We start from the raw sequence: 11,815 nt of genomic DNA on the forward strand, positions 1-11,815 counted from the left end.
GCTGCTTCTCCGTCCGGGTCAGATACAGGTCGCCGGTCGGGTTCGCGTAGTTCCATGTCTGGCTGAACGGGCCCGCCGTCTCCTGGGAGGAGGACAGGCCTGCATTATCCAATCCGGATATCATGGCCCGCTTGACCATGGAGCACGCGATGGCTTTCAACGTCGCTTCGGATGCCGACGCCCACCCGGGGCAGGTGTCCCGGATGAGCTGCGATGCGTCGGCCAGCAGCGTGTCGGCCACCGTCCCGTCCGGCATTTCCGTCCATCTGGACTTCAGGTCAGCGGAGGATGCGAACGGCTTGTCCTTCTCGTCCCCGGCCATGGCTACTTGCTGGACTTGGTCGTTGCGGGCTGGGCGACGGTGAGGGCCGCATGGGTGCGTTCGTTGCCGTACTCCAGGCCGATCTCCCCGTACAGCTGCACCTTGTCGCTGGCCCCGGTCTTGGCGAGCGGCTCCGCGAAGAAATGTCCCTTGCCGGGGATGTCCATGAAGCAGGGGGACAGCTGCTCGAGGGAGGCGACGATCAGTTTGTCCTTGGGCATGTACCGGTCGAGCATGATGTTCAGCCTGCCGAAGTCGGTGTCGATGGTCTGCAGGTCCACGCCTCCGACGTTCCGGGTCTGCTCCTGGTACTTGGCGTCGGTGATGAAGATGCGGGTCAGGGCACGCTTGATGGTGCTGTTGACGATGACCGTGCGGGTCTCGGACTCCTGGATGCCTCCGTTGTCCCAGGCCATCTGCATCAGGTCCAGGATCGTGTCCGCGTCCAGGTTGGCGGCGGTCTTGTCGGTGGTCTTCACGTTGGTGGTAATTGCCTCCAGCAGGCCGCGGGTCCGGCGCGGCTGCGTGTTGTCCTTTGGGTTGTTGTACTTGCCGGTGATGAAGGTCTTCTCCACGTCGCGCGCGATCTGCTTGAGCTGCTGCTGGAGCTGCCACGCCATTTCGTCGGCGGGCAGGACCGTGTTGCCGATCTGCACGACGGGCATGCCGTTTACGTTGCGCTGGCCGGTGGCACCCTGCTTGGTGTAGCTGAGCTCGACGGCCTCCTGGTGGATCTCGGTGACGTTGGAGGCGTTGAACCGCTTGCGGGACTCCCCATCAGGCGCGTTCGCACCCTCGAGGCGCTGCCTGTTGTCGTCCGCGTCCCGCAGGTCGTACCCCTGCCACTCGAACAGGGTGGAGGTGATGGACTTGCCGCCCGTGAGCCCGCCGATCGCGGATAGCAGGGGAGTGTCCTCTGGGCTGACCTCGAAGAGCTCACCGACGTAGTTTTCAAGATTGTATGTGGTACCTTGTCCGACGATTCCGGGCATAGCGTTCTCCTATCTGGTTGGCTTGTTGCCGAGCGCCATGGCCTTGAGGAGCATGACCTTATTCAGGTCCTTGTTCTTCTCGGCCTCCTTGATCTGCTCGTCCAAGGGCACGCTGCCCCTCTTGCCCGGGGTCGTGCCCACACTGGGCGCGTACCCGGCGGCAGGCCCGGTCTCGGCTTGCGTGTTCGTCTTGTTGTCCTGGAGGTACTGCTTGAGGGAGTCGGCGTGCGCCTGGATCTCCTCCAAGGTGGAACCGCACAGCAGGTCGGCCGGGATGCCGGTGTCCTTGGAGACGGTCCTGCACCATTCGGCCTGCTGTTTCTCGGCCTTGTACCGTGCGAGTTCAGCTTCAAGCTCCTTGGTGTGCTTGGCTTCCTTCTCCTGCTGGCTCATCTGGGCTTCCTTGAGTTTTTCCAGCTCCTCGGAGGCCTCCTTGTTGGCTTTCGCGCGCTCCTCCCACTTGCGCGCCATGGCCTTCCAGTCGGTGTCCTCGGTCTTCGGTTCGCCGTGCGGCTCCCCTGCCTTGGCCTGGCCGGCCTTCGGCTCGGCTTCCGACGTATCAACGCCGGTGCCTCCCTGCCCTTCACCGTCCGTTTGCACGATGGTGCGCAGTCCGAGTGGCTGCATGAGATAGCGGTTCATGTGTTCCTCCATTCGCCCGTGCGGGCATAAAAAAACCACCCGTGCGGGTGGATGAAATCTGATAGGCGTCAACCCTTGGCGCTGATGCCGTCCTTGTACAGGTCCGGGTAGAGGCGGCGCATCTGGTAGGCCACCTGCTTGTCTGAGGCCCCGGAGCCTCCGGCAGCATCCCATGCCTGCTGGTAGCGCTGGTACATGGCGTCTGGGTCGTACCCTTGGATGTGGCTGACGTCCTTGTCCCATTCCGGGACGGCCTGGCAGTCGCAATGGTCGTGGTACAGACGTCCAGAGCCTCGGCGTTCCAGTGCGGTTTCCCTCGTGTAGTAGACGAACCCCCTGGAGCACATGATCTCGCACCAGGCGCAGGTCCTGGTCCCGGTTGGGACCCTGGCGAACCTTGGCCGTGCGGGGTCGTGCATGGCGTTCATGGCGACTGTCTGCCTTCCTGAGTACATGACCCACCGTTGCAGTGCGCCGCCGAGCCACGCGGCAAAGGCATCATCCCCGCCAGCCTTGAACAAGTCGCCAGCACCGTACCGGATACGGTCGCGGATAGCCTGATCGGGAAACGGGTCAGCAGCCAGGGCCTCATAGCCACCGCTCACTTGTCTGGCTCTGGTCTCCTCATACCATTGGGCCGCCGCAGAGGCGGCGAGGTCGCCGTACTTGGCAGCCAGGGCCGGCACCTCGTCAAGCAGCAGGTCACGCTGCCACTCCTGTGCCATCCCCTTGAGCCCCTCCAGCAGGCGTTCCATCTCGTTGATCGCCAGGTCCGCCGTCCGTTGCTGGGCCTTGCTGAGCCTGGTCACGTCCTGCCTGGTCGTCATCTCGGCCTCCGTTCAAAGCCCCCACCAGGTCGCTCACCGAGTTCTTGGCTTCGTTGCGGCGTTTCTCCGACAGGAGCCTGGTGATCTGCTCGTCGTTGAACCCGACCTGTTCGAGCGCGACCACGGTGTCCGCCATCCACGGGAAGGCGCTGATCAGCTTGATCATGGAATCACCGGAGTCGATGACGCTGGGCATGGCCGGGTTGCGCCATCTGACCTCAAGAGTCTTCATCTCGTCCGTAGGTTCGGAAAGGCCGTCCCGGAGCATGATCATGTCCTGGCCTATGCGTTTCAGTGCGGCACCGTAGGCGATGTCGGCGGCGGTGCAATCCACCACCAGGTCCTTCTGAGCGGCCAGCATCGCGTCCGCGCTCTGCGCATTGTCGGTGATGATGCCCAGCGATGATACCGGCACGCTGGTCTCCCCAGCGAACCTCGCCGCCAGCTCCTGGAGCTGCTGAATGTGCGGCTGCGTGTTCTGCTGACTGATCTGCTGGAGCGAAGGGGTGTCACCATCCTCGTCCTTGCTGATCGAGTTGATCCGCCCGAGCACCATCTCCCACATGGGTATGGGATTGCCTTTATCGTCCGTGAACCCGTCCGGATCGGCCCCCATGAGAAACAGCTGCGGGGCTGAATAGAACTCGGCGCTCACCTCGGTGCGCAGCACGGTGCGCATCGCGTCATCCGTGATGCTCATGACCGCGCGGGACACGACGGAACGGCCGAAAGGCCGGTCTATCTCCGGCTTGTAGGTCAGCGCCTCCACAGGCACCCTGCCAAGCCCGTGCATGGTGGCCGAGGACACATACCATGACGCGCCCTTCCTGCAGGTGACGATCTCCTCCGGGGTGAACACGGTAAGCTCCACAGGGCTCCCGTACCCGTCCACATCGTTGACGACCATGGCACCCTTAAGGGCCCTGCGCCGGAAGTCCCAGATGGCGCTTGACCATTCCGCCGAGTGCGGCATGACCAGCACGACTGGTTCGCCGGACGCCTCGTCACCCTTGGTGACCGACAGGAAGGCGACGCTGTGGATCATGCTGGACCTGATGGCTTGGGGAAGCTCCACGTCAATCCTGTTGTCCGCAAGGAGACCGGACAAGTCGAACGGGTCCTGCGGCATCTCCTTGCTTACGAACCCGTCGAACATGCAGCGCTGCGCGTGCGCGGACACGGCCTTGTCGGGCCAGCCGACGATCTCCTCCATGTCCCTCATTGAGGGCGGGATGCTGAATCCCACATGGTCCAGACGGTGCTTGCCGTCCACATACGCGGAACGCAGGAGGTTCCTGGATCTTTTGATGTTCCACACCTTGACCAGCTGGGCAAGCAGGTCGTACGTCTCGTCGCTGATGCCCTGGATGGCCGCGGGGAGGGTGAAGCTCATGCCTGTCAGCCGGTAGTCGCCCATGAGCACTTCGTTCATGCCAGCCTCACCATCCTCTGTTTGCGTCCGGGGTGCCGTCTGCTTGTTTTCGCCGCCCAGTAGGCGTAGGCGACGGTCTCCACGGGTGTCGTATCGATGTTCTCGGCGCTCGACTCGTAGCCGAAGCCGCCATTGTTGCCGATGATCCTGTGCTTGGCATGCCCTACCGAATCCTCCAAGGCGTCCTGCCGAATGTGGGTGAGCGCATGACTGTTGATGCCCTGCTCGAACATGCTTGCCGCGTCGATCATCTGCCCGCTCCCTGGAGTCCAGATGACGCGCTTGTTCACGCCAGCGTCCACAAGCTGGTTGACTAGCGTGGAGGAGCCTGAGCGCCCGTCTATGACAATGGCCAGGCTGGCTCTCCAACGGGCCAAGCCGTCAGTACCTTCACCGGTCAGCCAGTCGGCCAGCCATTGGGTCCCGTAACCCATCGGCTTGTATTCGAGCAGCTCCACATGCGGTCGAAGACCGCTGCCCTTGTCGGGTCTCCGGCAGGCCGCGAGGCTCACATGCCGGCCGTCCGGGCTGAATTTGACCGCATAGGCGACAGGCCCTTCAGTCGCAGGCTTGTCCGTTTCGCATGACGACCAGGCCTTCATGTCGATATCCGTGGCCCTGTCCGCCTCGTCGTTCCACCAGCCCAGACGCTCCCGGGCGAATCCGTCAGGGCTCATCTTCTGGATCTCTGACTCGATGACCGCGACGATCAGTCTGATGCCCAACGCCGGATTGGTGTACTCCCACCTTGCCCTGTCATGCACGTCACCGATCTCGGGCACACTCCACTCGAACCAGCACAGTCTCTTGGACTTGCCGGAGTGCGCGTTCCTGCGGATACGGTCGAATACCGTTCCCGGAGATGTCGGCGGTGTAGGTGTCCCTGTGTATATCGTCTGCGGGTTACCGCTCGGTGCTGAGCTGATGGCGGGCTGGATGGCCTCCATCTGCTCGTCCGTCAGCTCCTGGGCCTCGTCGCAGATAAGGTCGTCAACCGTGAACCCACGCCCTGATGATTTGGAACGGGCAATGAACTCGATAGAGCCGCCGTTCTTCAGGATGATGGCTTCCTGGCCGTTCGTTTGTCTTATGGACTCCACCAGGGCCGCCAGCTCGGGGTACTTCCGTTCATTCTCGAAGTAGGCCTTCATGCGGAGAAAGTGTTTGCGGCAGGTCTTCACCTCATGGGCCGTGTGCAGTATCCTGCGGCCCTGGATGGCCGCCTTCATGAGTTCAGTGAACTCCAGGACGGCATTCTTGCCGTTCTGCCGAGGAACAGCCAACCCGCAATCCGAAGCGGTGTACTGTCCCTTCCTGGTCGTCCCCAGCCATCCGGACAGGACGGTCACCTGCCACGGGTCGGGAGGCATGCCATAGGCGGCGGCCAGTTTTACCGCGTAACCACCATCGGTGGCCGCGTGGCGCGGAACCACCTTGAAACTAGGTTCCTGTCTTCCGTGAAGAGTGCGTGACATGCAGCATCTTCCGCCTCTCCTCAGCAATTGCCTCCAACGGGGTATCAGGCTTCTCTTCGACGGGTGCCTGCGCGGACCCAATCCCGAGTTTCCTGCGGGCGCTCGGCGTGATACCCATTTCCTCCTCGCGGACACGCAACTCGGGCAGCCTGTCGAAGTTCTGGTTGCCCCACACGTCGGCGTGGACGAGGGCGGTGGTCATCAAGAACTCCCAGTCGGAAGCGCTCCATGATTCAGCACCAGGCGTATCGGGAAGGCTCCTCCACCATTGCCTGGTCTTGTCTGGCCACGGCACCTCCTCCGGCAAGGATGGCTGATTGACCTCCGCCATGTCGTCCTCCCGTCTCATGTCAGGACCCGGATGCCCGGGACCCGGACCTGGATACGGCGCGACGGATATTGCCCGCCACGCGGCTGATGGCACCTCGTGCCCGGTTGAAAAGGTTCCTCATGTTTCACCTCCCCCCGGATATGCGAAAGGCCCGCACCAGGCGGGCCCATGGAAAGGCAGAAAGATCAGATCTTGGCACCCAGGTGGGCGGCCAGCTTCGCAGCATCGACATACTTGTCCTGCTGGTCCCGGGCCGCCCCCACCTGTGAGATGAAGGCATCCTTGGCATCCCGGTCCTCGAAGACCAGCACGGTCCATATATCCGAGTCGGTCACATCCGACAGACGCTTAGGAGCCTCAGCATGGACGAAAGCCTCATGGAGGGCGGTAAGCTCAGCAAGACAATCACGCTCCAGATCATCCTCATACTTGACATCAGCTAGAGGATCATACCGGTCACGCCCGAAGCTCAGCCCGCCGCCAAAGGACAAGCCTGCGCCGAAGCTCGGGCCTGACCCAAAGGACATGCCCCCGGTCTTGCCCGGACCCACACCCATGCTGCCTTTGACATCTTCATAGCGGGCGAAGCCATGCATCTCACCGAAGCCAAAGGCCTCATGCCACCGATCCAGCTCCTTGCGCGACCGGAAGCACAGGCACAGCCAGAACTCCGTGTCTGTGGCCTTCACGAAGCGCTTGCGCTCCTGCTTGGCCCGGTCACGGTAGGCAAGGGCATGCTCCTTCTCTGCATCGGTCATGTCCTTCATGGACTCCTCGGCCTTCTCAGCCTTGGTCTTCTTGCCTGTGAAATTGAAGCTCATCGTACGATGTCCCCCTCCAAAAGCGGGAACCAGGATCTGAGCACCTCATAATCCCGGGGGTCCTTATCTCGCAGGATCTCGGTGAATCGGCGGTCGATGCCGTCGAAGCTGCGTCCGAACCACTCATAATCGACCGGCAGCTTGACGCCTGCCTGTCTGATGCGGTCCAGTGTCTCGCCCTTGAGCCAGTCACCGATGGGGCTGACCTTCTTTTTGCTTTTCCTCCAGTACCCGTAGCGGACGAAAGCGCCACGACGCTGGATAGAGTCGGCTGCACGCACACCATCAGCGCACCAGGTCTGCTTGGGCAGCTTCAGGTCCTCACGGATCAGGTCCCACATCTGGTCATAGTCCGGGGTGGGCAGATTCGCCGCCTCGATCACATGCAGCCGCTCAGGAGCCTGATAGACCGCGTTGTTGATCCACCTGTACAGGCTGGGATGCGGATACCTGTGGATGCGCTGTCCGAAACACTGCTCGAAGTAGTCGATCTCGTCGTCCACGAACTTCAGTCCCGGCACGTAATACATGTAGCAGGGGATGACTTGCACACCTGCGTCCTGAAGGGCCAGCCAGGTGGCGATGGAATCCTTGCCGCAGGAGAAGGCCAGCAGGACCGGCTTCCCTTCACCGTGCAGCTTCTGCCGCACTTCCTCCGAAGTGCCCTGGTCCCTGATGATGGTGGTCATATCCTGCACCTCCTCCCGGTCATACGGATGAAACGGGCGTGCGAGTAAAACTCGACCCCATCCCGCTTGTAGCTCTTGGCATCGGACCGCACGAAGATATGCAAGCCAGTATCTGACACGGATATCTCCGCGAAGATTATCGGCTCACTTACACGGTCCAGCAGCTCAGGCAGACGGTCGCTGCCGAGGCAGTGGTCCAAGTCATAGCAGGCCAGACCATCGCCAAGCATGATTCCCAGGCCATCGCCGGCACCCGATACGACCATGTCATATGGACTCCATGTGGTCGGGTCTGTTGTGCTTGCAGGCCGACCATCGGGCATGATGGGCCGCTTGCCAGACGCTCTTGCCCATCTGGGCATTGCTTTCAGCTCAGCGGCTATGGCCTGCCGCTCCCTGTAGGCTCTTTGCCTGCAAGCCGGCGAGCAGTACCGCATCCGGCTACCGCCATGAGCCTGGCTGATCCCAAGATAAGCCCCGCACTCCTCGCACCGGGCCCGGATGATATGATGAGACATATCGACTCCTAGCTAGTCGATCACGCCACCGGATACACGCATATCGCGGTGGCCTTTCTCATTTATCATACCATACATTAGGCTTGTTTGTTACGCTTAATCCCTTATTTTCCAAGGTTCTGACGTGGTCTTGATTGAACCGGTCGTATCACAGTGGTTCAATTCGTCATCCCGGTAAATTGACTGCCCGTCTCTCTGAAAACGGCTCCTAGGCCCCTTCAAAAGTCTCTCATACGTGACTCTCGGAAAACCAGGTCCGGATTCGGGGGGATACAGGCACTATGCCGCGGGGGTGCCAGGACCCAGGGGGTAGGGGGCTACCCCCCTATGGTGTGGTTACCAGGTTTGCGAGAGTTGGATTGATTGTGTTTGTGTTGCTTGTTTGCCTTTTTGCAATGGCCTGTTGCCTCTTGACTCATTGCATCGCAAGTGCATGAGTCGGCAGTTGTCGAGCTTGAAGGCGCTTCCGCCTTTGCTGACTGGGATGATCTCATCGATGCTGAGTGATCTTGGGTCTGGCCATTTGATGCTGGTGTCGATGGCTTGTCCGCAGGCTGGGCAGATGGGGTGTCCGCCGCTGAGGGCGATGAGCCGCTGTCTTATCTTGGCCCTTGCTGCGCCGTTGCTGCGTCTTGGGTTTATTGTGCCTGTTGGTCTTGGCATGGGTCTGGTGTCTGGGTGATGGCGGTCCATGCGCCTTGCGGGTAGGCTGCGATGGTCTTGTAGTGTCTGCCCCAGAGGGTGAGGGTGCCGGTCTTCCGGTCCACCCGGCAGCCTTTGGCTCCCGGCACTTGGGTGGTGTTCTGGTCGGGGTGGGTGATGGTGTACATGGCTGGCCTCCTATTCACCGAGCTTTTCAGCTGCCGCCGTTAGCGCACGGGAGATATTGGATTGGAACTCAACGTCATTTACTCTCGGAGCGACCAGTACAGGAGTGTTAAAACCGTCATTGATCTCCGTATAGTCGGTTGGGAGGTCGAATTCTGCTGTTAGTGTCCCGAGCTCAGTACCCTTATCCGGGTCTTTGATGCTGATTGTCAGTTTGCGACTGATGGGTTTCATGAGTCCTCCTGAGTGAAGGTTGCCCGGCTCGCGTCCATGTGAAGTGAAGTGGTGTTGGCGTGGCCGGGCAAGTATGAGTAAGGGCAATCTCACAGGTGAAGTCACGAATCAATCAGAGAGTTTTCTTATCTCGTCTGTCAATGCATCCGTGAAATCATCCATTGCCGCCTCGTAGTCCGCTTTGACCAGAGCTAGATTGACTTCGTTAATCTCGCGTTTATCAGACGGCAGAAAGTCAGCTTTTGCTATTAAACAGGCAATCGCTGATCTCATATCCGGGTACTCCGCAGACAACATGATTTGGTCCTGACGAAGTTCCCCTCTGGCGGTCCTGTTCCGCGCTTCTATTTCATCGATTTCCTTGTCCAGCTTCTCTGCGACCCGATTGGCATCACCGATTGTCTCTTCTGTAAACGTTCCAGTTGGGTATGCACGAAAAAGGGCAGGTAATCTTGCATTGTCTTCTTGTAACTGGGTGCAGAGTCTAGCGAGTTTATCCGTCCTTGATATCAGTGCTTTCCTCATCTCCTGGCGGGTAGACCGCTTAGCTTCGCTCATCTTTGGGATGGCCGGTCCCAATGTGCCTGCAAGTGTTCCTAAAAGTGTAAATAAAGCGGGAATGAGTGTTTGCATGAGATTCATAAGAGTATTCTAATCATGCTAAAGGGTCGGACATCTCTGCCCGACCCTTACACTAAAAACCAACTATATCAAATATAGCGTAACAGTTGACTTCTGTCAAGCGCAGGCGACAAGTTCTCCCGTGTCGAAAGTCCATTGCCCTTGACTCCCTGCTTTCACTGCTGATGGCAGTTTCCCGCGCTTGAGCCACATGTCCACCCTGTTCCTGGTGACTTTCCTGCCGGTCTGCCATTGGGTCCAGTCTGCCGCATCCTTTGTCGTGCAGGTGATGGTTTGTCCTTGCAGCTCCTCCACCCTGGCCTGCCTGAGCGCCGATACTGACCAGGTGCTGCCGCAGGCTGGGCAGGTGACCATCGTGTCCTCCCGGACTCCTGCCAGTTCCCTGCCGCATGTGGGGTTGAGGCAGTGTCCGTGGATGATCCGCTCCTCGGGTGGTGTGATCCACAGTTTGACTCTCCGGTAGGCGTTGGTGAGCTGCTTGTAGTCTCGGCCTGAGTTTGGTGCGTCTGCGAGCCTGCCCATGTTGGCTTGGAGCCTAACAATGACTGCTGGTGCTTTGCCTGCCCATTGGCCGATGTCACCTGCCACGTCCTGGAGGGTGTCCTCGACCTGGTTGTAGAGGTCGGCGGCGCTGATGTCGATGGCCGCGGGGGCGAAAGCCGGGTGGGCTCCTCCCCCGTTGCCGGTCGAGTAGCGTACTTCGCGGCGTTCGACCCTCTTCAGCTCGATGAGTCCGATTCGTAATCCGTGGATGGTCTTGGCGAGTTCCTGCCTGTGGGTCTTGCACAGGGGTCCTCTGGGCAGGCCCTCGCAGATCGGGCACTTACTCCCTTTCGTCAAAATTCTGGTCCTTCCTGGCTTGCTGCTTCATGGCTGATGGTGTTGCGCATGGCTTGGATGACTGCATGTGGATAGCCGTACTTGCGGCGTATCTGCTCGTTGTCGGCTCCCTCGCGGATCGCCTGCAGGGCCTTAGCCTGCCGTGTGGCGCGAGTCATGCTGCCTCCTCAAGTGCTTTACGATTGGCGACCCCAAATTCTTTTGCTAGAGGCATGAACAGTCCTTCAAGCACGTCACATGCCTGAGTCATGGTGCTGTTCCTGACATGCTCGTAGTGGATCATTGATTCGTTGACAAGCTCAATAGTCTCAGAGAACCTCTTTTCGGCCTCTGTGAGCTTGTACTGGGCTTCCCAGGCTTCTTTGTCCTCCCGCGTGGCGCGAGTCATGCTTCCTCCTTCGGGTCGGGCCCAACGGACCGGTTGTATTCGTCGTCTAAATGCCAGTGTTTCGGGCAGTAGTCCTTTCCGTCCGTGTGCAGCCATTCACCGCCGTTGTCCGGGTCGGCGAACACGGTCACGGCGCTGTCGTAGCTTTCCCAGCAGCTGTATATGTCATTCTGCGCAGTCTCTTCGCATCCGGGCCAGTCGCAGGCCAAGGTGTGCATGGGGATTATCCTGTCACTCATGCTTCACCCTCCGGGAAGATGGCATCCAGGCTGGTGCGAGACCGGATGGGTGCGACGTGAAGACGATCCACTCCTTTGATGAGAATTCCGAAGTCTACCGTCTTGGGAAACAGCCTGTGGAAGGTGTCGTCATCCACTCCCGACAGGCTCTGGATGAGCGGGTCGTGGGTGCGGTCGAAGTCATCCTCCGGGCCTAGCCGGTACACTCCCAGCACTTTGCCGGTTTCGGCGTCCAAGTACCGGATCGCGTCAGCCTGATGGAAGGACTCGTCCCTGACCTCGTAGCGTTTTCTGCCCTGCTCGATAAGCCTGTAGATGTCTGGCTTGATCTTCGCGGTGATGATGGTCGTGGTCTTCATGCTGCCTCCTTCGTTTTCTCCCACTGCTCGCCTAGTTGTTCGGCTTCTCGCCTCATGGCCTCCATATGCTCTTCTTTGGGGTCTTCCTCGCGTTTTCCCGTCTCGCCCTCACTCGGACTAGGGTCAGGGTCCGAAACTCCGCTCATGCTGCTCCTCCGATCACGTCTTGAATCTGCATGTCTCCTGCTTTCGCCTGCCCATGGCCGATGAAATGCCGGACGGGCCTGCGCTTGGGC

The 11,815-nt window shown here is 60.1% G+C and carries 19 protein-coding genes; all 19 read right to left on the reverse strand.

All coding sequences use genetic code 11. The features are described 5' to 3' along the window. The coding region (locus J3T93_RS09650) for a hypothetical protein (RefSeq protein ID WP_267431503.1) at positions 1-322 on the reverse strand (322 nt) is incomplete at its 3' end. Between the two features lie 2 nt (positions 323-324). Continuing rightward, a complete protein-coding gene (locus tag J3T93_RS09655; protein WP_267431504.1) occupies positions 325-1,314 on the reverse strand; it encodes an SU10 major capsid protein in 990 nt (329 codons plus the stop codon). Between the two features lie 9 nt (positions 1,315-1,323). Further along, a complete protein-coding gene (locus tag J3T93_RS09660) occupies positions 1,324-1,956 on the reverse strand; it encodes a helicase (protein ID WP_267431505.1) in 633 nt (210 codons plus the stop codon). A 702-nt stretch (positions 1,957-2,658) separates the two neighbouring features. Further along, on the reverse strand, positions 2,659-4,215 hold the full coding sequence (locus J3T93_RS09665) for a hypothetical protein (protein ID WP_267431506.1): 1,557 nt from the start codon (positions 4,213-4,215) through the stop codon (positions 2,659-2,661). After that, positions 4,212-5,690 (reverse strand): terminase, encoded by a 1,479-nt coding sequence (locus J3T93_RS09670; protein ID WP_267431507.1) that lies wholly within the window; start codon positions 5,688-5,690, stop codon positions 4,212-4,214. The genes J3T93_RS09665 and J3T93_RS09670 overlap by 4 nt, the downstream gene beginning before the upstream one ends. Further along, a complete protein-coding gene (locus J3T93_RS09675; protein WP_267431508.1) occupies positions 5,656-6,021 on the reverse strand; it encodes a hypothetical protein in 366 nt (121 codons plus the stop codon). The genes J3T93_RS09670 and J3T93_RS09675 overlap by 35 nt, the downstream gene beginning before the upstream one ends. A 185-nt stretch (positions 6,022-6,206) precedes the next feature. Continuing rightward, the gene (locus J3T93_RS09680; protein WP_267431509.1) at positions 6,207-6,842 is read right to left on the reverse strand and encodes a hypothetical protein; all 636 of its coding nucleotides are present in this window, start codon (positions 6,840-6,842) and stop codon (positions 6,207-6,209) included. Next, a complete protein-coding gene (locus J3T93_RS09685) occupies positions 6,839-7,531 on the reverse strand; it encodes a hypothetical protein (RefSeq protein WP_267431510.1) in 693 nt (230 codons plus the stop codon). Before J3T93_RS09685 ends, J3T93_RS09680 begins: the two co-directional genes overlap by 4 nt. After that, positions 7,528-8,049 (reverse strand): bifunctional DNA primase/polymerase, encoded by a 522-nt coding sequence (locus tag J3T93_RS09985; protein ID WP_324123877.1) that lies wholly within the window; start codon positions 8,047-8,049, stop codon positions 7,528-7,530. Before J3T93_RS09985 ends, J3T93_RS09685 begins: the two co-directional genes overlap by 4 nt. A 336-nt stretch (positions 8,050-8,385) precedes the next feature. Next, positions 8,386-8,742 (reverse strand): HNH endonuclease, encoded by a 357-nt coding sequence (locus J3T93_RS10115; RefSeq protein ID WP_416378914.1) that lies wholly within the window; start codon positions 8,740-8,742, stop codon positions 8,386-8,388. Beyond that, the gene (locus J3T93_RS09695) at positions 8,688-8,879 is read right to left on the reverse strand and encodes a hypothetical protein (RefSeq protein ID WP_267431512.1); all 192 of its coding nucleotides are present in this window, start codon (positions 8,877-8,879) and stop codon (positions 8,688-8,690) included. Before J3T93_RS09695 ends, J3T93_RS10115 begins: the two co-directional genes overlap by 55 nt. 10 nt (positions 8,880-8,889) lie before the next feature. Further along, positions 8,890-9,111, reverse strand: a complete 222-nt coding sequence (locus J3T93_RS09700; protein WP_267431513.1) for a hypothetical protein — start codon at positions 9,109-9,111, stop codon at positions 8,890-8,892. Between the two features lie 108 nt (positions 9,112-9,219). Further along, on the reverse strand, positions 9,220-9,753 hold the full coding sequence (locus J3T93_RS09705) for a hypothetical protein (protein ID WP_267431514.1): 534 nt from the start codon (positions 9,751-9,753) through the stop codon (positions 9,220-9,222). Positions 9,754-9,849: 96 nt separating this feature from the next. Further along, positions 9,850-10,593, reverse strand: a complete 744-nt coding sequence (locus J3T93_RS09710; RefSeq protein ID WP_267431515.1) for a hypothetical protein — start codon at positions 10,591-10,593, stop codon at positions 9,850-9,852. Continuing rightward, positions 10,590-10,751 (reverse strand): hypothetical protein, encoded by a 162-nt coding sequence (locus tag J3T93_RS09715; protein WP_267431516.1) that lies wholly within the window; start codon positions 10,749-10,751, stop codon positions 10,590-10,592. Before J3T93_RS09715 ends, J3T93_RS09710 begins: the two co-directional genes overlap by 4 nt. After that, complete coding sequence (locus J3T93_RS09720) at positions 10,748-10,981, reverse strand: hypothetical protein (protein ID WP_267431517.1); 234 nt, start codon at positions 10,979-10,981, stop codon at positions 10,748-10,750. Before J3T93_RS09720 ends, J3T93_RS09715 begins: the two co-directional genes overlap by 4 nt. After that, on the reverse strand, positions 10,978-11,220 hold the full coding sequence (locus J3T93_RS09725; protein ID WP_267431518.1) for a hypothetical protein: 243 nt from the start codon (positions 11,218-11,220) through the stop codon (positions 10,978-10,980). The genes J3T93_RS09720 and J3T93_RS09725 overlap by 4 nt, the downstream gene beginning before the upstream one ends. After that, entirely contained in the window at positions 11,217-11,579 is a 363-nt protein-coding gene (locus tag J3T93_RS09730) for a hypothetical protein (protein WP_267431519.1), read from the reverse strand. The genes J3T93_RS09725 and J3T93_RS09730 overlap by 4 nt, the downstream gene beginning before the upstream one ends. Then, positions 11,576-11,725 carry a hypothetical protein gene (locus tag J3T93_RS09735; protein ID WP_267431520.1) on the reverse strand — a complete coding sequence of 50 codons (150 nt, stop codon included), beginning with the start codon at positions 11,723-11,725 and terminating at the stop codon, positions 11,576-11,578. Before J3T93_RS09735 ends, J3T93_RS09730 begins: the two co-directional genes overlap by 4 nt. Between the last annotated feature and the right edge of the window lie 90 nt (positions 11,726-11,815).

The organism is Bifidobacterium sp. B4111, from assembly GCF_026537235.1.
GTDB lineage: Bacteria > Actinomycetota > Actinomycetes > Actinomycetales > Bifidobacteriaceae > Bombiscardovia.